The organism is Pectobacterium aroidearum (assembly GCF_041228105.1).
Classification (GTDB): Bacteria; Pseudomonadota; Gammaproteobacteria; order Enterobacterales; family Enterobacteriaceae; genus Pectobacterium; species Pectobacterium aroidearum.
This window is the reverse complement of record NZ_CP166097.1, coordinates 756,838-779,678: the sequence shown is the minus strand read 5'-3', so window position 1 is coordinate 779,678 and position 22,841 is coordinate 756,838. Positions and strand designations below refer to the sequence as shown.

20 protein-coding genes are annotated in these 22,841 nt (G+C 53.1%); 1 reads left to right on the top strand and 19 read right to left on the bottom strand.

The features are described 5' to 3' along the window. Window positions 1-9 precede the first annotated feature (9 nt). From ftsA to AB8809_RS03455, 15 genes are all read right to left on the bottom strand, one after another. Window positions 10-1,266 (bottom strand): cell division protein FtsA, encoded by a 1,257-nt coding sequence (gene ftsA, locus AB8809_RS03525; protein WP_010298002.1) that lies wholly within the window; start codon window positions 1,264-1,266, stop codon window positions 10-12. 53 nt (window positions 1,267-1,319) lie between these two features. After that, window positions 1,320-2,144: a cell division protein FtsQ gene (ftsQ, locus tag AB8809_RS03520; protein ID WP_015841722.1), complete on the bottom strand. Its 825-nt coding sequence runs from the start codon at window positions 2,142-2,144 to the stop codon at window positions 1,320-1,322. Window position 2,145: 1 nt separating this feature from the next. Then, the gene (locus tag AB8809_RS03515; RefSeq protein WP_181847198.1) at window positions 2,146-3,066 is read right to left on the bottom strand and encodes a D-alanine--D-alanine ligase; all 921 of its coding nucleotides are present in this window, start codon (window positions 3,064-3,066) and stop codon (window positions 2,146-2,148) included. Between the two features lie 8 nt (window positions 3,067-3,074). Beyond that, window positions 3,075-4,535, bottom strand: coding sequence for a UDP-N-acetylmuramate--L-alanine ligase (gene murC, locus AB8809_RS03510; RefSeq protein WP_015841724.1), 1,461 nt, complete (start codon window positions 4,533-4,535; stop codon window positions 3,075-3,077). 62 nt (window positions 4,536-4,597) lie between these two features. After that, a complete protein-coding gene (gene murG / locus AB8809_RS03505) occupies window positions 4,598-5,689 on the bottom strand; it encodes an undecaprenyldiphospho-muramoylpentapeptide beta-N-acetylglucosaminyltransferase (RefSeq protein WP_182100549.1) in 1,092 nt (363 codons plus the stop codon). Continuing rightward, window positions 5,686-6,888: a cell division protein FtsW gene (gene ftsW / locus AB8809_RS03500; protein ID WP_015841726.1), complete on the bottom strand. Its 1,203-nt coding sequence runs from the start codon at window positions 6,886-6,888 to the stop codon at window positions 5,686-5,688. The genes murG and ftsW overlap by 4 nt, the downstream gene beginning before the upstream one ends. Then, window positions 6,888-8,204 (bottom strand): UDP-N-acetylmuramoyl-L-alanine--D-glutamate ligase, encoded by a 1,317-nt coding sequence (gene murD / locus AB8809_RS03495; RefSeq protein ID WP_181847199.1) that lies wholly within the window; start codon window positions 8,202-8,204, stop codon window positions 6,888-6,890. The genes ftsW and murD overlap by 1 nt, the downstream gene beginning before the upstream one ends. 3 nt (window positions 8,205-8,207) lie before the next feature. After that, complete coding sequence (gene mraY, locus AB8809_RS03490) at window positions 8,208-9,290, bottom strand: phospho-N-acetylmuramoyl-pentapeptide-transferase (RefSeq protein WP_015841728.1); 1,083 nt, start codon at window positions 9,288-9,290, stop codon at window positions 8,208-8,210. Continuing rightward, window positions 9,284-10,645: a UDP-N-acetylmuramoyl-tripeptide--D-alanyl-D-alanine ligase gene (murF, locus tag AB8809_RS03485; RefSeq protein WP_194431096.1), complete on the bottom strand. Its 1,362-nt coding sequence runs from the start codon at window positions 10,643-10,645 to the stop codon at window positions 9,284-9,286. Before murF ends, mraY begins: the two co-directional genes overlap by 7 nt. After that, window positions 10,642-12,129 (bottom strand): UDP-N-acetylmuramoyl-L-alanyl-D-glutamate--2,6-diaminopimelate ligase, encoded by a 1,488-nt coding sequence (gene murE / locus AB8809_RS03480; protein ID WP_181845849.1) that lies wholly within the window; start codon window positions 12,127-12,129, stop codon window positions 10,642-10,644. The genes murF and murE overlap by 4 nt, the downstream gene beginning before the upstream one ends. Next, on the bottom strand, window positions 12,116-13,879 hold the full coding sequence (locus tag AB8809_RS03475; protein ID WP_180778509.1) for a peptidoglycan glycosyltransferase FtsI: 1,764 nt from the start codon (window positions 13,877-13,879) through the stop codon (window positions 12,116-12,118). Before AB8809_RS03475 ends, murE begins: the two co-directional genes overlap by 14 nt. A 23-nt stretch (window positions 13,880-13,902) precedes the next feature. After that, window positions 13,903-14,223: a cell division protein FtsL gene (gene ftsL, locus AB8809_RS03470; protein ID WP_014916655.1), complete on the bottom strand. Its 321-nt coding sequence runs from the start codon at window positions 14,221-14,223 to the stop codon at window positions 13,903-13,905. Then, a complete protein-coding gene (gene rsmH, locus AB8809_RS03465; RefSeq protein ID WP_015841732.1) occupies window positions 14,220-15,164 on the bottom strand; it encodes a 16S rRNA (cytosine(1402)-N(4))-methyltransferase RsmH in 945 nt (314 codons plus the stop codon). The genes ftsL and rsmH overlap by 4 nt, the downstream gene beginning before the upstream one ends. Window positions 15,165-15,166: 2 nt before the next feature. Next, window positions 15,167-15,625 carry a division/cell wall cluster transcriptional repressor MraZ gene (mraZ, locus tag AB8809_RS03460; protein ID WP_015841733.1) on the bottom strand — a complete coding sequence of 153 codons (459 nt, stop codon included), beginning with the start codon at window positions 15,623-15,625 and terminating at the stop codon, window positions 15,167-15,169. 423 nt (window positions 15,626-16,048) lie between these two features. Beyond that, window positions 16,049-16,213: a hypothetical protein gene (locus AB8809_RS03455; protein ID WP_155116486.1), complete on the bottom strand. Its 165-nt coding sequence runs from the start codon at window positions 16,211-16,213 to the stop codon at window positions 16,049-16,051. A gap of 294 nt (window positions 16,214-16,507) precedes the next feature. On the opposite strand from AB8809_RS03455, the gene AB8809_RS03450 reads away from it, so the two are divergent. Further along, window positions 16,508-16,945 (top strand): L-alanine exporter AlaE, encoded by a 438-nt coding sequence (locus AB8809_RS03450; RefSeq protein ID WP_015841734.1) that lies wholly within the window; start codon window positions 16,508-16,510, stop codon window positions 16,943-16,945. A gap of 85 nt (window positions 16,946-17,030) precedes the next feature. Here AB8809_RS03450 and cra read toward each other — a convergent pair whose 3' ends face one another. The 4 genes from cra to AB8809_RS03430 form a co-directional block, all read right to left on the bottom strand. After that, window positions 17,031-18,035 carry a catabolite repressor/activator gene (gene cra, locus AB8809_RS03445; protein ID WP_180778507.1) on the bottom strand — a complete coding sequence of 335 codons (1,005 nt, stop codon included), beginning with the start codon at window positions 18,033-18,035 and terminating at the stop codon, window positions 17,031-17,033. 271 nt (window positions 18,036-18,306) lie between these two features. Then, on the bottom strand, window positions 18,307-18,798 hold the full coding sequence (gene ilvN / locus AB8809_RS03440; RefSeq protein WP_005975253.1) for an acetolactate synthase small subunit: 492 nt from the start codon (window positions 18,796-18,798) through the stop codon (window positions 18,307-18,309). A 2-nt stretch (window positions 18,799-18,800) separates the two neighbouring features. Then, window positions 18,801-20,519, bottom strand: a complete 1,719-nt coding sequence (ilvI, locus tag AB8809_RS03435; RefSeq protein ID WP_015841736.1) for an acetolactate synthase 3 large subunit — start codon at window positions 20,517-20,519, stop codon at window positions 18,801-18,803. Between the two features lie 378 nt (window positions 20,520-20,897). Then, window positions 20,898-22,703: a long-chain fatty acid--CoA ligase gene (locus AB8809_RS03430; RefSeq protein WP_180776787.1), complete on the bottom strand. Its 1,806-nt coding sequence runs from the start codon at window positions 22,701-22,703 to the stop codon at window positions 20,898-20,900. Between the last annotated feature and the right edge of the window lie 138 nt (window positions 22,704-22,841).

Below are 22,841 nucleotides of genomic sequence, written 5' to 3'. Positions count from 1 at the left end.
TTGATAAAATTAAAATTCTTTCCTCAACCAGCTGTTGATTCGTTTGAACCAGTTGCTCACTGAGGCTCGTTTTTCGACTTCATGCTCACCGCCCAGATGAGATTCTTTTCCGTAATGCAGCAACCCAACCGCCGTTGAGTAATAAGGCTCTTGGGCATAATCCGTCAGCCCTGTTATATTCATTGGTTGTCCAATACGCACCTGTGTATGGAACACACGCTGCGCACAGGCCGCCAGACCGTCTATTTGCGCGGCACCGCCCGTCAGCACAATCCCTGCCGCCAGATGATGTTTCACGCCTTGTTGACGCAACTGCTCCTGCAACTGTAAAAGTTCATCGTTCACCAAATTCAAAAGTTCGGTGTAACGTGGTTCAATGACTTCCGCCAGTGTCTGTCTTTGCAGACTGCGGGGTGGACGTCCTCCAACGCTCGGGACCTCCACATTCTCATCTTTGCCAACGATCGCGCCTAATGCGCAACCGTGGCGCACTTTGATCGCTTCGGCGTCCGTCGGCGGCGTACCAAACGCGTAGGCAATATCGCTAGTAACCACATTGCCCGCATACGGAATCACTTTAGTGTGTCGCAATGCGCCGCCGGTGTAGACCGCGATATCCATTGTACCGCCACCGATATCCACTACGCACACACCCAGCTCACGTTCGTCTTCTGTCAGAACCGCATAACTGGAAGCCAGACCCGCGAAAATCAGCTGGTCGACTTTTAAACCGCAGCGTTCAACGGCTTTAACAATATTCTTCGCCATATCGTTATGGCAGGTTATCAGGTGGACTTTCGCCTGCATGCGCACGCCGGATAAGCCAACCGGGTTCTTAATCCCTTCCTGATAATCGATCGCATACTCCTGTGGAATCACATGGAGAACACGATGTTCATCGCGCACGCGCACGGATTTAGCGGTATGCACCACGCTTTCCACGTCGTCCTGCGTGACCTCTTCTTCTGAAATAGGCACCATCCCTATTTCATTCTGGCAACTGATGTGTTTTCCCGATAGCGCCAGATACACGGAAGAGATCTGGCAGTCTGCCATCAACTCAGCCTGATCAATAGCGCGCTGAACACATTTAACGACCGACTCCAGATCGTTTACGCCGCCTTTATCCATACCGCGTGACGGGCAACTGCCTACGCCAATAATATTGACCATGCCATCGGGCAGAACTTCCCCTACCAGCGCAGCCACTTTTGCTGTACCGATTTCCAGCCCAACTACCAGTTTTCTGTCCGTCGACTTGATCATTGTTGTTTAGCCTGTGCCTGTTTCTGGTTACTGTTCTGTTGCTGATCAATGTCTTATTGCTGACCAACTCGTTGCCGATCAACATTTTGCTGATCAAGCAAGGCTGGAGCCCAACCAATTGCAGCCCCGCTGTCATACCGCAAGTCCACATGGCTGATACGTTTGTTTTCGCTCTGAGCCTGCCGCTGTAACAGCGGATAAAGCTCGATAAAGCGTTGCAGACGTTTGGCTCTATCGTCTCGCCCCAATTCAAGGCGAGTATCATCATCTAATCCCAGTTGCCACGAATGCCGCGCACTCATCGCAACCGTCTTTAACGTAAACTTCCCGGCGGCTAGCGTCTGACTCATTGTGCGATAGCCTTCCAGCACTTCGGTCTCACTGCCTTCCGGGCCGTACAGCAACGGCATCTTGCGATTACCAATACGTTCGGCAGGTACACTGAACGAATTTCCTTCCGCATCAACCATTAGCTGATCATTCCAACGTGCTACCGGAACATATTCAACCAGATGAATCTTTAATTCGTCCGGCCACTGCTTACGCACGCTGGCCTGCTTTATCCATGACAAACGCTCAATCTGCTGCTGGATCACATTCACATCTTGTGTCATGAATGTGCCCGGCGACCCCAACGACAAAATAGCCTGCCGGATATCATCGTTGGTGGTGTACTGTCTTTCCCCTGTTACTGCCATGCGGGAGAGCGGTAAACGGCTGGCATCTTTCATCCACCCCACCACCATCCAGCTTCCCCAGACGATAGTCCCTATCACCATCAGCAGGAAAATCATCCCTGCCAATTGGCCTCCATTACTGCGACGTGTTCCTTTCGTTTCAGGCTCTCGTCCGCGTGTATTCAGCGCTGCCTGCGACATATCAGCCAGCGAGCTCCAAAATTTTCACGACCAGCTGCGAGAACGTCAAGCCACGCTGACGCGCTGCCATAGGAACCAGGCTGTGGCTCGTCATTCCCGGAGACGTATTTACTTCGAGCAGATAGAAGGCGCCGTCGCTATCCAGCATAAAATCAACGCGTCCCCACCCGCTGCATCCCACCGCACGATAGGCTGCCATAGCCAGCCCCGCTAATTCCTGCTCTTTCTCGTCCGACAGACCACTCGGACAGAAATACTGCGTATCATCCGATAAATACTTCGCTTCATAATCGTAAAACGTACCCGCAGGCTGAATACGAATAGAAGGCAACACCTCATCACCCAGAATAGCAACCGTATACTCAGGGCCACTCAGCCATTTCTCGACCAGAATATCGTCATCATGACGGAATGCTTCTTCCAGTGCCGCAGGCAGTTCGCTCAGCGTATTCACTTTGCTCATACCAACGCTGGAACCTTCACGGCTTGGCTTGACGATCAGCGGCAACCCGAGGTGCGTGAACGTCGCCAACAACGCGTTTGCCGCCATCTCGGAATACTGGCGGCGATCCAGCGCCACGTAAGGTGATACCGGTAATCCCACCGCTTGCCACACCTGTTTGGTGCGGAGCTTATCCATCGTAAGTGCAGATGCCATGACGCCGCTACCGGTATAAGGCAACCCTAGGAATTCCAGCACGCCCTGCAATGTGCCATCTTCGCCACCACGACCATGCAAGGCGATAAAAATTTTGGTAAAGCCTTCTTCCTTCAGCGTCGTCACAGAGACGTCACGGGTATCAACCGCGTGCGCATTGATGCCTGCTTCTTTCAGACCAGCCAAAACCGCCTGACCGGAAAGTAACGACACTTCACGTTCGGCAGAGGTTCCACCAAGCAATACAGCAACTTTCTCAGTCATGATGTTCCTCATTCACTTATCTGCGGCTGTAATCTGGAATCAGCCAGTTTACGCGCCAGTTTACCGATGTTGCCGGCACCCTGAACCAAAATCAGGTCTTCACCTCGCAGCGCCTGTGACAACAGTTCCGGTAAAGTATCCACATCCGTCACCAGAATCGGATCAATCTTACCTCTGCCGCGAATCGTACGGCACAGCGAACGGCTGTCCGCCCCCGGAATCGGCGATTCGCCTGCGGAATACACATCCAGCATCAGCAGCACGTCTACCTGTGATAATACGTGTGCAAAATCGTCATACAGATCGCGGGTTCGCGTATAGCGATGTGGCTGAAAAATCATGACCAGTCGCTTATCCGGCCACCCGGCGCGAGCAGCCTTAATCGTGGCATCGACTTCCGTCGGGTGGTGGCCGTAATCATCCACCAACATCGCCGTACCGCTTTGTCCATTCACCAGTTCAAGCGGATATTCACCGAGAAAATCAAAACGACGCCCCGTGCCTTGGAAACGCTCAAGCGCGCGCAGAATCGCCTCATCATCAATGCCTTCATCGGTCGCCACGGCAACCGCCGCCGCCGCGTTAAGCGCATTGTGACGCCCCGGCGCATTTAACGTGACGGTTAGCAGCGGCTTATCTTTCCGCTCCAGCGTAAAGTGCCCCTGCGCACCAACCTGGCGATACCCTGAAACACGGACATCGGCATCGTCGCTAAAGCCATACGTGGTGATATGACGACCCACGCGTGGCAGCAGCTCACGGATTACCGCATCATCAATACACATCACGGCCTGCCCGTAAAACGGCAGGTTGTGCAGGAAATTGATGAACGTCTGCTTCAGGTTCTCAAAATCACCCTGATAGGTGTCCATATGGTCGGCTTCAATGTTAGTCACAATCGCCACCATCGGCTGCAAATGCAGGAAAGACGCATCGCTTTCATCTGCTTCCGCAATCAGGTAACGACTTGAGCCCAAACGCGCATGCGTTCCCGCCGCCTTCACCAACCCACCGTTCACAAACGTCGGATCCAGTCCCGCTTCCGCGTAAATACTGGTGACCATCGCTGTCGTCGTCGTCTTACCGTGCGTCCCCGCAATCGCAATACCGTGACGAAAACGCATCAGTTCCGCCAACATCTCGGCACGACGGATCACCGGAATACGTGCGTCATGCGCGGCCACGATCTCAGGGTTATCCGCAGTAATCGCACTCGACACCACCACCACGCTGGCGTTCAGAACGTTCTCCGCACGGTGGTGGAAATAAATCTGCGCGCCAAGTTCGGTCAGTTGCTGGGTCACCGCATTCGGTGCCAGATCGGAACCGCTAATTTCATAACCTTCGTTGGCCAACACTTCGGCGATACCACCCATGCCAGCACCGCCGATGCCGACAAAGTGTATGTGCCGGACGCGATGCATCTCGGGCACGATTGAACGTAGTTTCGCCAGTTGTTGAGTATTCACTTTATTCTATCGCTACCTTGTAGCGTCGTCGCACAGCCTTCTGCCCGACCACGCTGTATTAATTAACCATGAGCCACATGTGTGGCCCGACTACCTGCCGCTGCACTGACTTCCGCAGCAACCCGATCGGTTGCATCTGGAATCGCCACTGCGCGGGCTTTTTGCGCCATTGTCAGCAAGGTTGCGCGATCCCAACCGGACAGCACCTCGCTGACAGCCGCCACGTTAAACTGTGGCTGCTCAATAATTTTTGCTGCACCCGCTTTTTCCAACGGCAGCGCGTTCCAATACTGCTGCCGATCTTTATGCTGGAACGGCACAAACAGCGCGGGTAGCCCAGCCGCCGCAATTTCGCTGACGGTTAATGCGCCAGAACGGCACACCACAACATCCGCCCAGGCATAAGCTGCCGCCATGTCATCAATAAACTCGGTAATCTTGTGCTGCGTCTGTCCAACATCCTGATAAGCCTGTTGAACGGTTGATAACGCACCTTTACCGACCTGATGCCAAATCGTCACATGCTCGCCCAACTGTGCCGCCACGCCAGGTAGCGTTTGGTTCAGCACTCTTGCGCCCTGACTACCGCCAACAACCAGCACCCTCACAGGGCCTGAGCGATCGGCTAATCGTGTTTCCGGCGCAGGCAACGCCAGCACATCGGTTCTGACCGGGTTACCCACAACATCCGCTTTGGGAAACGCCCCCGGAAACGCCTGTAATACTTTTTTTGCGATGTGGGATAACCAGCGGTTGGTCAGCCCAGCGATCCCGTTCTGCTCATGCAGTACAACCGGGATGCCGCACAGCCAGGCAGCCAGGCCTCCGGGGCCGGAAACGTAACCGCCCATACCCAGCACCACATCAGGCTGGTAACGGCGCATAATCGCCCGCGCCTGACGCACTGCCTGAAAAATACGAATCGGAGCGCTTAGCTGCGCCCAAATGCCTTTACCACGCAAGCCAGAAATGCGGATAAAATCAATTTCGATACCATGCTTAGGCACCAAATCGGCTTCCATGCGATCCGCCGTACCTAACCAGCGAACCTGCCAGCCCTGCGCCATCAGGTGGTGTGCAACCGCCAGACCGGGGAAAACATGCCCGCCCGTACCGCCAGCCATCACCATCAAACGCTTGCCTTCGCCACTCATCGGGCACCTCTCGTAAACGCCTGCGCTTTCGTCAGACGCGTTTCAAAATCAATGCGTAACAGCAAAACAATCGCCGTCGACATAATCAGCAAACTGGAACCGCCGTAACTGATCAGCGGCAACGTCAGCCCTTTCGTCGGTAGCATCCCCGCCGCCGCGCCTACGTTCACCAGCGTCTGAAAGCTGAACCAGATACCGATTGAACACGCCAGAAAGCCCGAAAAACGCTGATCGATCTCCAACGCCCGCTTCCCGATAGACATCGCGCGAAAAGCGACGAAGAATATCATTAACAACGCTAAAACCACACCGATATAGCCGAGTTCCTCACCTAAAATAGAGAAAATGAAATCGGTATGTGCTTCTGGGAGATATTCCAGTTTCTGTACTGAATTCCCCAGCCCTTGTCCCCAGAATTCGCCACGCCCAAATGCCATCAGGGATTGCGTCAACTGGTAGCCACTGCCAAACGGATCGTCCCATGGATTCCAGAAAGACGTCACACGCCGCATACGGTAAGGCTCAGCGACAATCAGCAGGCCAACGGCAAACACGCCACAGCCGATAATTGCCAGAAACTGCCACATTTTGGCACCAGCCAAAAACAACATCGCCAGTGTCGTAATAAACAGTACAACCACAGTACCGAGGTCAGGCTGTGCCAACAGCAGCACCGCCAGCACCACCATCACGCCCATCGGTTTGCAAAAGCCCCAGAAGTTATTCCTCACTTCTTCAACTTTGCGCACCATGTAGCTGGACAGGTAACAAAACAGCGCCAGCTTAGATAGCTCCGCAGGCTGAATACGCAACGGCCCCAGCGAAATCCAGCGGGATGCGCCGTTGACAGAGCTACCCACAGCAAGCACGACCAACAGCATAACCATCGCCAGCAAGAGCAGCACCGGGCTGTAACGTTGCCATATCTCCATCGGGATACGCAGCGTGACTAACGACAAGCCAAATGCCAACCCGATATAAATCGCATCGCGCTTCGCAAACAGGAATGGGTCACTGGCAAGACGTTGCCCTACAGGCATCGAAGCCGACGTCACCATCACAAAACCAATCACGGCCAGCCCAAGCGTCAACCACACCAGCGTCCTGTCGTAGAGAACCACGCTCAGCGTATCGCTTTCGCGCGTTCCCATAACCCAGTTCTTGATGCGTTCGATAAACGCCTGCCCGAAGAACCGCATCAGCCTAACTCCTCCGCCAGACGAGCAAACTCATCGCCTCGCTGTTCAAAACTACGGAACTGATCCAAACTTGCGCAGGCTGGGGACAGTAACACCATATCACCCGGCTTAACGCGTTCGGCAATGACGCGCATCGCCTGCTCCATCGTTTCTGTTTGTTCAGCAATTTCCGGGCGCAACGCAGCCAACTGCTGTCCATCACGACCGAAGCAATACAAACGAATGCACTCACCCTGTAAATACGGCACCAGCGGCGAGAAATCGGCAGATTTCCCATCACCGCCTAACAGCAGGTGCAACGTGCCTTCGACGGCTAAGCCGCTCAATGCGGCCTCAGTGCTGCCCACATTGGTGGCTTTAGAATCGTTGATCCACCGCACGCCGTTATGCTCGAAGGCCATTTGAAAACGATGCGGCAGCCCGGTAAACGTCGTCAGCGCCGTCAGCGCAGAAGCCCGCGGGATCTTCACGGCATCCGCCAGCGCCAGCGCCGCCAATGCATTCGTATAATTGTGCTGCCCGACCAGCTTGATTTCACGGGTGTTAAGCACGCGTTCACCATCAACCCGCAGCCAGGTTTCTCCCTGCTGGCGATTAAGGTGATAATCGCCGACATCGACACCAAAACTACGGCAGCGCGCATCCGCTCCCCGAACCGGCATAGTCAGCGCATCATCAGCGTTCACAACACATAAATCGGCATGCTCATAAATACGCAATTTGGCCGCCCGATACTGCTGTAGGCCAAACGGATAACGGTTGGTGTGATCTTCCGTCACGTTCAGAATGGTTGCCGCAGCGGCGTGCAGACTGCTCGTCGTTTCCAGTTGAAAACTCGACAGCTCCAATACATAAAGCTGAGCGGGCTGTTCAAGCAGTTGCAGCGCAGGCAGGCCGATATTGCCGCCAACCCCCACTTGCCAGCCTGCGGCACGCGCCATTTCACCGACCAGCGTCGTCACCGTGCTTTTACCGTTAGAACCGGTAATCGCCACAATCGGAGCCTGCGCTTCACGGCAGAACAGCTCAATATCACCGACAATTTCAATACCAGCGTCGGCAGCATCACACAGAATCGGCGTCGCCAACGCAACACCGGGACTGGCGACGATCAAATCTGCGCTCATCAGCCAGTCTTCATTCAGGCTGCCGAGGTGTCGCTCTACCTGCTCCGGCAACTTATCCAGACCCGGCGGACTGATACGGGTATCCACCACGCGCGGAATCACACCGCGTGCGACAAAGAAATCAACACAGGAGAGTCCGGTCAGACCCAACCCGATAATGACGACTTTTTTACCCTGATAGTCCACCATGTCTTATCGTACCTTCAGCGTTGCCAGGCCAATCAGCACCAGCATCAACGAAATAATCCAGAAACGCACAATCACGCGCGGTTCCGGCCAGCCCTTAAGTTCATAATGATGATGAATCGGCGCCATGCGGAAAATCCGCTGCCCACGTAACTTAAAGGACCCGACTTGCAGAATCACCGACAGTGTTTCGACCACGAAGACACCGCCCATAATCACCAACAAAAACTCCTGACGCAGAAGAACCGCGATAGTACCCAACGCACCGCCCAATGCCAGCGACCCGACGTCCCCCATGAAGACCTGAGCCGGATAGGTGTTAAACCACAGGAACCCAAGCCCTGCGCCAACAATCGCGGTACAGACAATCACCAGCTCACTGGCATGACGGATATACGGAATGTGCAGGTAACCAGCAAAATTCATATTCCCTGTTGCCCATGCAACCAGCGCGAAGCCAGCGGCCACAAACACGGTCGGCATGATTGCCAATCCATCCAGGCCATCAGTCAGGTTTACCGCGTTGCTGGTGCCGACAATCACAAAGTAGGCCAACGCAACATAGAGCAGACCCAACTGCGGCATCACATCTTTGAAGAACGGCACAACAAGCTGCGTAGCAGGCGTATCTTTGCCAATGGCATACATGGAGAACGCCACCACGAGCGCAATCACGGATTGCCAGAAATATTTCCAGCGGGCAATCAGCCCCTTGGTATCCTTACGGACGACTTTGCGATAATCATCAACAAAACCGACCGCGCCGTAGCCTGCTAACACAAGCAGTACGCACCAGACATACGGGTTAGACAGATTTGCCCACATCAAAACGGAAACGATAATCGCCACCAGGATCATCACGCCCCCCATCGTCGGGGTTCCGCGCTTACTGAAATGTGACTCAGGCCCTTCGTTACGCACCACCTGCCCAATCTGCAAACGTTGCAGCCAGGCGATCATGTGCGGCCCCATCCACAGGGAAATAACCAATGCGGTCAGCAGGCTGACAATGGCGCGGAACGTCAAATAAGAAAAGACGTTAAAGCCGGTATAAAGTTTGGCCAAATGTTCGGCCAGCCATACTAACATTGCGCATTCTCCTGTAATGCATGTACAACCTGCTCCATCGCAGCACTGCGTGAGCCTTTGACCAATACGCTGATGACGTTATGTTCTGACATCAGCACCTTCAAACGTGAAACCAGCGCGGCTTTATTCTGGAAATGCTCACCATTGCCGCTGGCAGTGCCGATCAATTCACTTAACGTTCCCACACTTAATACACGATCGATGCCCGCAACCCGTGCCGCTTCGCCCACCTGGCGATGGCATTCTGGAGCGTCATCTCCCAGTTCGCCCATATCACCAACGACCATCACGCGGTAGCCCGGCATCTCCGCCAGTACCTGCGCCGCCGCCGTCATGGAACCCACATTGGCGTTATAGCTGTCATCCAGCAGCAACTTGCCTTCAGACAAGGCTATCGGGAACAGTCGCCCCGGCACCGCCTGAAGTTGAGATAATCCGGCTTTGACCGCTTCCAGCGTCGCCCCGACAGACATCGCCAGCGAAGCCGCAGCCAGTGCGTTCGAGATATTGTGTTTACCCGGTAAAGGCAGCAGAACCTGCGTTTCACCAAATGGCGTGTGCAGGGTAAAACGCGTACCCTGCGCCAAAACGTCTACGTCGCTGGCAAAAAAATCGATATCACAAGCGGCCTGCGGCGAGAAACGCCAGACGGTTTTATGATTCAGCGTGACCTGCCAGTGCGGGAAATCATTGCTGTCTGCATTCACAATCGCCACGCCGTCTGCTGGCAAACCGGCAAAAATCTCACCTTTCGCCTGCGCTACACCAGCCAGTGAACCAAAACCTTCCAGATGTGCAGCGGCCAGATTATTAACCAGCGCGCTTTCAGGCCGCACCAGATCGGTGGTGTAAGCAATCTCACCAATGTGATTTGCCCCCAGTTCAATCACCGCAAACTGATGTTCCGCTGTCAGACGCAACAGCGTGAGCGGCACACCGATGTCGTTATTGAAGTTACCGGCGGTGTAAAGCACAGAACCACACTGGCGCAGAATCGCCGCCGTCATCTCTTTAACCGAGGTTTTGCCGGAAGAACCGGTCAGTGCGACTACGCGCGCCGTTGACTGCTGGCGAACCCAGGCACCCAATTGCCCCAACGCCAGACGCGTATCGCTCACCAGCAATTGCGGTACATCAATAGGTAAGTGCTTACTGACTAACAGAGCCGCCGCACCGCCTTTTACCGCATCCGCAGCGTAATCATGCGCGTCGAATTTTTCGCCTTTCAGTGCGACAAACAGGCAGCCAGACGTCAACTTACGCGTATCGGTTGAAACATCTTCAATATCAATGCTTTCACCAATCAGCTGCGCATTCAGCACTGTGGCAAGCTGCTGCAGGGAGACACGAATCATGCAATCACCCCCAGCAGACGAGCAACGGTGATACGATCGGAATAATCAAGACGCTGATTGCCGACCAGTTGGTAATCTTCGTGCCCTTTACCCGCAACCAGCACGACATCATTTTCCTGCGCCTGCATGATCGCACTGGTGACCGCTTCAGCACGCCCGTGAATCACCTGAACCCGCCCGGCATCCAGCAGCCCGGAGAGAATATCGGCGACGATCGCCTGAGGTTCTTCACTGCGCGGGTTATCATCAGTCACCACAACGCGATCGGCCAGCTGTTCTGCGATGCCACCCATAAGTGGGCGCTTACCTTTATCACGATCGCCGCCGCAGCCAAACACGCACCAAAGTTTCCCCTGGCAGTGCAAACGCGCCGCTTCCAACGCTTTTTCCAGCGCGTCCGGCGTGTGGGCATAATCAACAACGACCGTTGGTTTACCTTCAGCATGGAAAACTTCCATGCGGCCACATACGGGTTGCAACTGCGACCCAGCAATGACCAGCTTGTCGAGTGGATAGCCGAGAGACAGCAGCGCTGCCAGCGCCAGCAGCATATTGCTGACGTTAAACGCGCCCATCAGGCGACTTTCGATTTCGCCGTGCCCCCAGCTTGAATCAAACGCAATCGTGGCACCGTTGTCGTGGTAATCAATCTGTGTCGCTTTCAGCCAGCGCCCACGGCAGCCGGGGACCAGATTGTTCTCCATCGTGACAGCAACCGCATCCGGCAACTTTGCCAACCAGCGCAGCCCAACTTCATCATCGGCATTGATAATCATCTGCCCTACGCGATGATCGGCGAACAGCGCCCATTTGGCCGCTTCATAGCTTTCCATATCGCCGTGGTAATCAAGATGATCGCGGCTCAGGTTAGTGAACACCGCCGCCGCGAATGGCAACGCCGCCACGCGATGCTGCACCAGCCCGTGGGAAGAGACTTCCATTGCAGCGAATGTGGCACCTTGATCGACTAACTGGCTCAGCACCTGCTGAACATCAACAGCAGAACCCGTCGTGTTCTCTGCCGGAATCGCACGGCCCAATAAGCCATTGCCTACGGTACCCATCACTGCGCTCGTTTCGCCCAGCGCCTGACTCCACTGCGCCAGAAGCTGAGTCGTCGTCGTTTTTCCGTTGGTTCCTGTTACACCAATCAGCTGTAACTTTTCCGCAGGTTGCTGATAAAAACGGCCTGCCAGCGCGGAAAGGCGCTGGTTCAGATTACTGAGATAGACCACTGGCACGCCGTGCATTTCGCGAACGGTGCCATCGGCAGCTTCACCTTCTGCTTCAGCAACGATCGCTGCTACGCCTTGCGCAATTGCCTGCGGAATATAGCGCCGTCCATCTGTTTTGTGCCCGACAATCGCGACAAACAGATCCCCGGCAGCCGCAACGCGGCTGTCTAATGTCATTTCCCGCAGCGCGCGCGCCGGGGTATCTTGCACCCACGGCGCAAGTAAATCGCGCAAATTACGATCTGCCACCTGATCCCTCTTCTCTATTAATTACAAACTCGTTTTTGTCGCCTGACGGCAACGCATCCGGTTCGATATTCATCGTACGCAGAACGCCACCCATGATGGCGCCAAAGATTGGCGCAGAAACTGCACCGCCGTAGTACTTCCCTGCCTGCGGATCGTTGATCACGACAACCAGAGCAAAACGTGGGTTACTGGCTGGTGCCACGCCCGCTGTATAGGCAATATATTTATTGATGTACTTGCCATCCGGACCGACTTTTTTAGCCGTACCGGTTTTAATCGCGATACGGTAGCCTTTGATGGCCGCTTTGGTACCGCCGCCGCCGGGCAGCGCAACGCTTTCCATCATATGCACCACGGAACGCACCAGCGCTTCAGGGAAGACGCGTTCGCCAGGAACAGGTGGATCAACTTTAGTAATCGACAGCGGACGATAAATGCCGAAACTGCCGATCGTGGCGTAGACTCGCGCTAACTGTAACGGTGTTACCATCAGCCCGTAGCCGAAAGAAAAGGTGGCCCTCTCTATGTCAGACCACCGTTGTTTTTGAGGGTATAAGCCACTGCTTTCTCCGACCAACCCCAAATTGGTCGCTTTTCCTAATCCAAAGCGCGAGTAAGTATCTACCAGCGCAGAGGAAGGCATCGCTAACGCCAGTCTGGAAACACCGACGTTACTCGATTTCTGTAGCACGCCCGTCAGCGTCAATTCGCTGTAGCGCGCCACGTCTTTGATTTCATGACCGTTGACGTAGTAAGGCAGCGTGTTGAGCACGCTATTTTCTTTGATGACGCCGCGCTGCAACGCCGTCATCACCACCATCGGTTTCACCGTAGAACCCGGTTCGAAGATATCGGTGATGGCGCGGTTACGCATAATCTCTTTCGGCGTATCCGCCAGATTGTTCGGGTTATAAGACGGGCTATTCGCCATCGCCAGCACTTCACCGGTATTCACATCAACCAGCACGGCCGTTCCTGACTCAGCTTTGTTAAAGGCAACCGCGTTGTTGAGTTCGCGGTAAACCAGCGCCTGCAGACGTTCATCAATGCTCAGCGCCAGATTATGTGCAGCCTGGCTATCAACAGAAGAGATATCTTCAATCACGCGGCCAAAGCGGTCTTTACGCACGGTACGTTCACCGGGTTGCCCTGTCAGCCAGCGATCAAAGCTTTTCTCGACCCCTTCAATACCCTGACCATCGATATTGGTGAAGCCGATGAGGTGAGAGGTCACTTGTCCGGAAGGGTAATACCGGCGAGATTCCTGCCGCAGATTAATACCCGGCAGCTTCAGTTTGTGGACGTATTCGCCAATGGCTGGATTTACCTGACGAGCGAGGTACACGAAGCGCCCTTTCGGGTTAGCGTTGATCTTCGTGGCCAACTGATCCAACGGGATATCGAGCGCGTCAGACAGTGCTTTCCAGCGCGTATCCAACGTAATACCGCCACGATCGTTCACTTCTTTCGGATCCGCCCAAACGGCATTCACCGGTACACTGACGGCCAAAGGACGGCCTGCGCGATCGCTGATCATACCGCGTGCCGTCGGCACTTCCTGTACACGCAGGGAACGCATATCGCCTTCGCGCACCAGTTTGTCTGGATTGATCACCTGAAGGTAAGCCGCACGCGCCATCAAGCCAAACATCGCAAGCAGGATACAGCCGCAAAGCAACGCAAAACGCCAGCTAACAAAGCTGGCTTGATCTTCCTGGCGCTTTAACTTTCCTGTACGGGCTGCTTTCATGCTTGACTAGTTGCCTATTTAGTTCATTGCTTAACCACAATGTTTTCCTGTGACGGATCGACATGCCCCATTTGCAGTTTTTCCGTCGCGATCCGCTCAACGCGGCTATGATCCCCGAGAGAGTTCTCCTCCAGAATCAGATTTCGCCATTCGATATCCAACGCATCACGCTCCAGCAAAAGCTGTTCACGTTCAGCGGTCAGCAAGCGCGTCTTATGCGCCGTTGTCACCACAAAAACGGCAGAAACCAGTACGGCAATCATCAGCAGCACCGGGAGCTTTGCATTGCGCAGCAAATCCTCACCGATGACGCCGACCAGAGTATGCCGCTCGTTACCGATCATGCCGGCAATCTCTCAGCGAACCGCAGCACGGAACTGCGCGCACGTGGGTTTTCTGCTACTTCAGCTTCCGAAGGCATCAATTTCTTTCCAACGGCCTTTAACGTCTGCCCGCCCTGGCTTCGCAGTTGCTCTTCCGTTAACGGCAAACCAGCTGGTACCTGCGGTCCACGGCTTTGATGGCGAATAAACCGTTTTACGATACGATCTTCTAACGAGTGGAAGCTGATGACCGACAAACGTCCCTGCGGAGCCAGTACGCTTAACGCGCCTTCTAGCGCACGCTCGATCTCTTCCAGCTCGCTGTTGATGTAAATGCGGATCGCCTGAAAACTGCGCGTTGCCGGGTGCTTATGTTTTTCTCTCACCGGGCTGGCAGCCGCGATCAATTCCGCCAGCTCCTTTGTCCGCGTCATCGGCTCAGTGCGATTGCGTTCTACAATGGCGCGAGCAATACGCTTGGCGAAACGCTCTTCGCCGAACGTTTTCAACACCCAGACAATGTCGTCCGCTTCCGCTTTCATCAGCCATTCGGCAGCGGATAAGCCGCGCGTCGGATCCATGCGCATATCCAACGGACCGTCGCGCATAAATGAAAACCCACGTTCAGGGTCATCAAGCTGTGGGGAAGAAACACCAAGATCGAGCAGAACACCGTCGATCTGCCCGGTCAGTCCGAGTTCCGCCACATACTCCGCCATGGCGGAAAACGGCCCGTGAATAATAGAGAAACGAGGATCGTCGATCGCCTTGGCCGCTTCAATGGCCTGAGGATCGCGATCGATAGCTAACAGACGCCCTTCCGGCCCCAGTTGGGAAAGAATCAGACGAGAGTGACCACCGCGGCCAAATGTGCCGTCGATGTATATGCCGCCGCTGCGAATGTTCAGGCCATTTACTGCCTCATCCAACAGGACGGTGGTATGTTTATAATTTTCCAGCATGACTATAGCGATAGGTCCTGCAACCGGTCAGACAAAGGTTCCTGAGTCGATTGTTCAGCGTCAATATCATCCCTGACCTGTTGATACCAAGTCTGTTCATCCCACAGTTCAAACTTGTTGAACTGCCCGACTAGCATCACTTCTTTTTTAAGGTCCGCATGCTGCCTTAACGTATTCGCAATCAACAAACGCCCTGCACTATCCATTTGACACTCGCTGGCATGCCCCAATAACAACCGCTGGACGCGGCGTTCAGCTGGATTCATGCTCGATAAGCGAGACAGCTTTTGTTCAATAATTTCCCATTCAGGTAAGGGATAAAGCAGCAGGCATGGCTGATGCAGGTCAATGGTGCAAACCATTTGACCTTGCGATTCCCCGTTCAGCATTTCCCGGTATCGGGTAGGCACAGCAAGGCGCCCTTTACTGTCGAGGTTAACCAGCGTAGCCCCACGAAACATACCTGAGTTACCCCTTCATAACCTTTTTCACCACTTTACCCCACAAAATCCCACCTTTAAGAGTGTACGGAGGGTATGAAAACCTTGTCAAGCCAGAGCTGGCGCGCTTTGGGATTATTCCTGAATGAATTGGGGCCGGCATAGAGGTAAAAGGAATAAGGAGTGAAAATTAACGAAGATTAACGTCATGATAATGTAAGAAAAATTCATAACAGAATGGGAACACTGCAAACATATCGCTATCGACTCCGGTATCTCGATTATTTTTATTGTCACAAGCTGATACCAAAGACAGCTGTTTTCAGAATAGTCTTATTACCCCAAATACCTTGAATACCAAGGCTTGTGCGAACCCACAAGATCATACCGTGATAGCTAACACTTGCTCAATGTCACATTTTTAACATCAACATCATCGATTCTTTATTCATCAGCCGATTTACCCTGCTCGATATTCTCCTCACCAAGGGAAGCGATTTCCTGAAAAAGAAACGCAGGCCCAGAAAACGGATCGAATAACGTGTGCAATCCATACATCCAGAAAAGCATGAAAAGGGACGTCGCAAGCAGCTCCTTTTTATCGGTCATTTACTCACTTGCTTTAATGTCATTAGAGCCTCACAGAAACGTCTCATCCTGAAAAACCATAACAAATTGTTTTTAAATAACTTTAAATCCCTTGTCACGATAAAAAAACGGGAAACTTACCGGCTAGATATAAAGTAGCGAGAAAGTATAAAAAACGCTCAAAAATAAATATTTTTACCTAGTACAAAGCTAATCATTCAGTGATGTAAACTACACAAACAAAATAAAGCATGACAAAAAACCACAAAATATCACTACACCAGTTTATCCGCCCTAAGAATGGAGCAGCCCGGTATGTTTTCCCCGACATCACGATTGCGAAGTGCCACCGCAGATACCTTTGCGCTCGTTGTCTACTGTTTCATCACTGGCATGGCGATAGAAATCATGCTTTCCGGGATGAGCTTCGAGCAATCGCTGTCTTCGCGTTTACTGTCTATCCCCGTGAATATCGCCATTGCCTGGCCGTACGGGCTTTATCGCGATCGCGTGTTGAATATCGCCAAACGTCACGGTGGTGAGCATTTTCTGGTGCGCAGCCTTGCCGATCTCTTTGCTTATGTCAGTTTCCAATCCCCGGTTTACGCCATCATTCTCTGGGTTATCGGGGCAAATCCCGCACAAATCCTGACTGCCGTTACCAGTAATCTGGTGATATCGATGGTGACAGGTGTGATATACGGTTATTTTCTGGAATATTGCCGTCGGTTATTCCGCGTGGCATTGCCATAGACGTAAATTGAGAGTCGGTAGTGAATCGACGTTGAGCAAAAAAAGAGAAGCGCCATAGTCATCTATAGCGCAGAAAGGCAAGGGATTACACGCGGCTCAGTGAGCCACGACGATACAGATTCCGTCGAATACGATTCAAACCAGGCTTCGGCCTTTTCGGCTCATCCAGACTGGCCAGCACCAGTTCCAGTACGCGTTCCGCCACTTCACGATGGCGCTGAGCGACAGACAATACCGGGCATTCCAGATAATCCAACAATTCATTATCCCCAAAGGTCGCGATAGCCAGATTATTCGGCAAACGCCCGTTAATCTTCAGGTTAACATCCATTACCCCTTGCAAGAGCGGGAATGAGGTCGTGAACAGCGCTTCAGGCATAGGATTATTTTTCAGATAATCCATAAATGCGGCGGCGGCGGCTACACGTTCATAGCTATTGGAATAGAGATAATTCACCTCACGCGGATCGCCCGCCCACGCCTGACGAAACCCTTGTTCACGCAGGAAACTGACGGAAAGCTCAGGCAAGGCGCCAAGATACAGTACCGACTTCGCAGGCACTTTGCGTAATTCCTGCGCCAGCATTTCGGCATCTTCAAGATCGGCACCGACCACGCTGGTAAAGTGCTCACGATCCAACGCCCTATCCAACGCAATAATCGGCAGGTTGCCGTTTATCCAGCGCTGATAAAATGGGTGCTCGGGAGGTAATGCAGTAGAAACGATAATAGCGTCAACCTGGCGCTGTAACAGATGCTCAATACAGCGCATCTCGTTGTCTGGTTGATCTTCTGAACACGCAATTAATAACTGATATCCGCGCTGTCTGGCCTGACGCTCCAGATAATTGGCGATGCGTGTATAGCTGGTATTTTCCAAATCGGGAATAACCAAACCAATTGAACGTGTGCGTCCAGCACGTAATCCAGCCGCGACGGCGTTGGGATGATAATTGTGCTCCCTGACGACAGCCATGACTTTCTCAACGGTCTTATCGCTCACGCGATATTGTTTTGCTTTCCCGTTAATAACATAGCTGGCTGTCGTGCGTGAAACACCCGCAAGACGCGCGATTTCATCCAGTTTCACGGTAACCCCTTAGTAGGCCGGAAAATAAATAGGCCGGATAAATAATAAATAGTGCGATGACCATAAAATCATCATGGATATGGCGTAGATCTAACAGCAGAAGCTTTTGTACGGCAACTGCTTTTATCACGTTACCCGCATATTTCAAGCTGTCATATCAATAATGGACGTCTTTTAACCTGAAATATATTGCGCCTATATAAGATAAGGGAAATAAAAAGGCCCGATACTATTATCGGGCCTCTTAAAGGAAAAAGCAGCGAAAAGTCGATTAACGCATGATTTTATCGCCGCGTGATACGCCGACGATCCCGGAGCGTGCCACTTCAACAATTTCTGCAACTTCACGCACAGCGCTGAGGAAGGCGTCCAGTTTATCGCTCGTGCCAGCAAGCTGTACGGTGTAAAGCGAAGCGGTAACATCCACAATCTGGCCGCGGAAAATATCGGCGCAGCGTTTCACTTCTTCGCGACCATATCCTGTGGCTTGCAGCTTCACCAGCATGATCTCACGCTCAACGTGCGCGCCCTGCCCCAGTTCGCTGACGCGCAGGACATCCACCAGCTTGTGCAGTTGCTTTTCGATCTGCTCCAGCACTTTCTCATCGCCTACCGTCTGGATAGTCATACGAGACAGCGTAGGATCTTCGGTTGGGGCTACCGTCAGGCTTTCAATGTTGTAGCCGCGCTGTGAAAACAGGCCGACGACACGTGACAAGGCGCCCGATTCATTCTCAAGTAATACTGATAAAATCCGCCGCATGATCAGGTCCTCTCCGTTTTGCTCAGCCACATTTCATCCATCGCCCCGCCACGAATCTGCATGGGGTAAACATGCTCGCTGCTGTCGATGTTGATATCAACAAACACCAGACGATCTTTCTGCGCCAGCGCTTGCGACAGCTTACTTTCCAGTTCGTCCGGCGTATCGATAGAAATCCCGATGTGACCGTACGCTTCAGCCAGCTTGACGAAATCCGGTAGCGATTCCATGTAAGAACTGGAATGACGGCCAGAGTAGATCATGTCCTGCCACTGCTTCACCATACCGAGGAAACGGTTGTTCAGGTTAATCACCACAACGGGCAAGTCATATTGCAGCGCCGTAGAAAGCTCCTGAATATTCATCTGAATACTGCCGTCGCCCGTTACGCAGATTACGGTTTCTTCCGGCAACGCGAGCTTGATACCCAGCGCAGCAGGCAGGCCAAAGCCCATCGTACCCAGCCCACCGGAGTTCACCCAGCGACGCGGTAAATCGAAAGGATAATACAGCGCGGCAAACATCTGGTGCTGACCGACGTCTGATGCCACATAGGCTTTTCCTTCGGTCAGCCGATGCAGCGTTTCAATCACCGCCTGCGGTTTAATCTTATCGCCTTCGGTGCTGTATTTCAGACAGTGACGCCCACGCCACTGTTCGATCCCCTGCCACCAGTCGCGCAGCGCATCAAACTGCTGCTGTGCGCCATCCTGTGCCAGCAACTCCAGCATCAGGGTTAACACCTGTTTAGCATCGCCCACGATAGGGATATCGGCGTTTACCGTTTTGGAAATCGACGCGGGATCGACATCAATGTGCAGTACCGTCGCATTCGGACAGTACTTTGCCAGATTGTTCGTTGTACGGTCGTCGAAACGTACCCCTACGGCGAAAATCACATCGGCATTATGCATAGCCGTATTGGCTTCATATGTCCCGTGCATCCCCAGCATACCGAGGCACTGACGGTGCGTGCCGGGAAAACCGCCCAGCCCCATCAGAGAGGTGGTCACTGGCAGGTTCAGTTTTTCCGCCAGCGTCAGCAGTTCTTCGTGACACTCCGCATTAATTACGCCACCACCGCTGTAGATAATCGGTTTTTTTGCCGCCAGCAGGGTTTGCAACGCGCGACGAATCTGACCTTTGTGGCCCTGAACCGTCGGATTATAGGAACGCATGCTGACGCTTTCAGGATAAACATACGGCAGTTTATTCGCCGGATTCATGATGTCTTTCGGCAGATCGACCACCACGGGCCCTGGGCGTCCGGTCGATGCCAGATAAAACGCTTTTTTCAGAATCGTCGGGACATCTTCAGCTTTCTTGACCAGAAAACTGTGCTTCACGATAGGGCGGGAAATGCCCACCGTGTCGCATTCCTGAAAGGAGTCATAGCCAATCAGCGAAGTCGCAACCTGACCGGACAACACCACCATAGGAATGGAGTCCATATATGCAGTAGCGATACCGGTAATCGCGTTGGTCGCACCGGGACCCGACGTGACCAGCACGACGCCGACTTCACCCGTCGCACGTGCATAGCCATCAGCCATATGTACCGCACCTTGCTCATGCCGCACCAAAATATGCTCGATACCGCCAACCGTATGCAGGGCGTCGTAAATATCCAGCACCGCACCGCCCGGATAACCGAACACATGTTTTACGCCCTGATCGATCAACGACCGGACCACCATTTCGGCGCCTGACAACATCTCCATGGGTCTGCCTCTTTTGTTCAGAAAGCGGAATCCGCTTCTGTATTGACCGGGGGAAATCCCCGCGCTCACCTTGGGTTAATAAGGTTAAGTGTTAATACTGTTAATTTTTAGTACAAGAATACGAAATATTATAGGGATTACTGACGGCCCATTAACATAACGCCAGATTATGACGCAGACAAACGGCAAAAAACCACCGCCCTTAATCAGAACGAGGGGGAATCGAACGTGATGGAAAAAAGAACTGAGATAAAATACTAACCGGGAACCTTCAGACCTGAGAGATCGTCCATAAAGGCCATAAATTACAGAGTGAAATCTTGAGGCCGAAAAACCACATTTCTTTTCAGGAAACGAGCGTCTCGGCCTCCAACGCCATCAGGATTCGGCGTACATCGCATCAATTTCCAACTGGTAACGCTGGTTGATGATCTTTCTGCGCAGCTTGAGCGTTGGCGTCAACTCCCCTTCCGCCATCGAAAACGGCACAGGCAGCAGCGTGAATTTCTTTACCTGCTCAACACGGGAAAGTTCCTTCTGCATCTCCCGCAGGCGCTGCTCGAACAGCTCAATAATATGGCTGTGGCGCAGCAACTCCAGACGATCGTGGTATTTCAGATTGATAGAGTGCGCGTATTCCTCCAGCGCCTCGAAACAGGGAACAATCAGCGCAGAGACGTACTTACGCGTGTCTGCGATAATCGCAACCTGCTCGATGAAGCGATCCTGTCCCAGCGTCCCTTCCAGATGCTGCGGGGCGATATATTTCCCCCCCGAGGTTTTCATCAGATCTTTCAAGCGCTCGGTAATAAACAGGTTACCGTTGGCATCCAGTTCCCCCGCGTCGCCAGTTTTCAGCCAGCCGTCTTCGGTAAAGGCTTCTGCGGTTTCCTGCGGACGATGGAAATAGCCGCGCATGATGGTCGCTCCACGCACCTGAATCTCTTTTTCCTCACCAATACGGACTTCAATACCCGGCAGCGGCGTGCCAATAGAACCTAAGCGGAAACGATTTTCTTCCCAACAGGAAACCGTCGCACAGGTTTCGGTCATACCGTAACCATAGATGATGCGAATCCCTATCGAGCTGAAAAACAGAATGATATTGTCATCCAGTCGCGCGCCTGCGGCTGGCATAAAACGAATCTCGCCTCCCAGAAGCTGGCGCAGTTTCCCTAGCACCAGACGGTCAGCATAGCGATGCATAATGCGGCGGAAGAGTCCCGCTTTTTTCGCCGTCTGGCTAGCCAGAAAAACGTATTGCCCCTGCGTAACAGCCCAGTTGAAGAGCCGCTGGCGATACCACGGCGCCTGCGCCACTTTTTCATGGATTGCGCTATACACTTTCTCATAAAAACGCGGTACCGCGCACATCACCGTAGGCTTCACCGCCTGCATCGCGGCACGTACCAGATTCGTATCACGGAGGTACACGTTCTGTGCGCCGCGATGCATAATGACAAAGCTCCATGCGCGCTCAAATACGTGTGAAAGTGGTAAGAAACAGAGCGATACGTCATTTTCTGACATATCCAGACGATCGTCGTGCAGCTTAAGCTGCATCGCCATGTTGGTATAATCCAGCATGACACCTTTCGGCTCGCCGGTGGTGCCAGAGGTATAAATCAGCGTAAACAGATCGTTGAGATCGCGGCTGTCGATACGCGTTTGCCATTCATCACGCCAGAACTCGTCTACCGCCTGCGCTTCAAACTCATGTAAGGACTGAACGATGTCACTACCGCGCAGGTTAACGCCCTCATCCATCACGATAATATTTCGCAGTTGCGGGCAGCTCTCACGTAACGACAGCAACGCATCCAACTGCTCCTGGCCACCAACAAATATCGTACGGATATCGGCATCATTGATGATGAACGCTGCCTGTGCCGCCGTATTGGTGGCATAGATTGGCACACTGATCGCACGCAGGTGCAGCAACGCCAGATCGGCCAGCGACCAATTCATCGAGTTATGAGAGAAAATCGCCACCCGTTCCTGAACGTCGACTCTCAGCGCCAGGAGCGCGCTGGCAATCCGCCGAATGCGCTGTCCGGCCTGTGTCCAGGTGAGCTGTTGTTCGCCCGCAGGCGTCCACTCGCGCAGCGCAATACGACCCGCGCAGTGATTGATCCGATCTTGAACCCGGTGCACCACATGATATGGCTGTAAATGATTAGTCATCTGTAAAAGAATTTATAAGGGAAGTGAAGTCGACAGCGTTTCAGCGTACAGCTGTACATTATTTGGCGTGCAGTCTACCGTCATTGTTCAAAACCGCAACGATCTTTCGTTCATTCGCCGCAGGCTATCACTGGTTTA

What these genes read in the sequence shown, in the direction of transcription:
- ftsA (WP_010298002.1), bottom strand. Translation starts at nt 1,266, where the DNA reads ATGATCAAGTCGACGGACAGAAAACTGGTAGTTGGGCTGGAAATCGGT.
- ftsQ (WP_015841722.1), bottom strand. Translation starts at nt 2,144, where the DNA reads ATGTCGCAGGCAGCGCTGAATACACGCGGACGAGAGCCTGAAACGAAA.
- AB8809_RS03515 (WP_181847198.1), bottom strand. Translation starts at nt 3,066, where the DNA reads ATGACTGAGAAAGTTGCTGTATTGCTTGGTGGAACCTCTGCCGAACGT.
- murG (WP_182100549.1), bottom strand. Translation starts at nt 5,689, where the DNA reads ATGAGTGGCGAAGGCAAGCGTTTGATGGTGATGGCTGGCGGTACGGGC.
- ftsW (WP_015841726.1), bottom strand. Translation starts at nt 6,888, where the DNA reads ATGCGGTTCTTCGGGCAGGCGTTTATCGAACGCATCAAGAACTGGGTT.
- murD (WP_181847199.1), bottom strand. Translation starts at nt 8,204, where the DNA reads ATGGTGGACTATCAGGGTAAAAAAGTCGTCATTATCGGGTTGGGTCTG.
- mraY (WP_015841728.1), bottom strand. Translation starts at nt 9,290, where the DNA reads ATGTTAGTATGGCTGGCCGAACATTTGGCCAAACTTTATACCGGCTTT.
- murF (WP_194431096.1), bottom strand. Translation starts at nt 10,645, where the DNA reads ATGATTCGTGTCTCCCTGCAGCAGCTTGCCACAGTGCTGAATGCGCAG.
- AB8809_RS03475 (WP_180778509.1), bottom strand. Translation starts at nt 13,879, where the DNA reads ATGAAAGCAGCCCGTACAGGAAAGTTAAAGCGCCAGGAAGATCAAGCC.
- ftsL (WP_014916655.1), bottom strand. Translation starts at nt 14,223, where the DNA reads ATGATCGGTAACGAGCGGCATACTCTGGTCGGCGTCATCGGTGAGGAT.
- rsmH (WP_015841732.1), bottom strand. Translation starts at nt 15,164, where the DNA reads ATGCTGGAAAATTATAAACATACCACCGTCCTGTTGGATGAGGCAGTA.
- mraZ (WP_015841733.1), bottom strand. Translation starts at nt 15,625, where the DNA reads ATGTTTCGTGGGGCTACGCTGGTTAACCTCGACAGTAAAGGGCGCCTT.
- AB8809_RS03455 (WP_155116486.1), bottom strand. Translation starts at nt 16,213, where the DNA reads ATGACCGATAAAAAGGAGCTGCTTGCGACGTCCCTTTTCATGCTTTTC.
- AB8809_RS03450 (WP_015841734.1), top strand. Translation starts at nt 16,508, where the DNA reads ATGTTTTCCCCGACATCACGATTGCGAAGTGCCACCGCAGATACCTTT.
- ilvN (WP_005975253.1), bottom strand. Translation starts at nt 18,798, where the DNA reads ATGCGGCGGATTTTATCAGTATTACTTGAGAATGAATCGGGCGCCTTG.
- ilvI (WP_015841736.1), bottom strand. Translation starts at nt 20,519, where the DNA reads ATGGAGATGTTGTCAGGCGCCGAAATGGTGGTCCGGTCGTTGATCGAT.
- AB8809_RS03430 (WP_180776787.1), bottom strand. Translation starts at nt 22,703, where the DNA reads ATGACTAATCATTTACAGCCATATCATGTGGTGCACCGGGTTCAAGAT.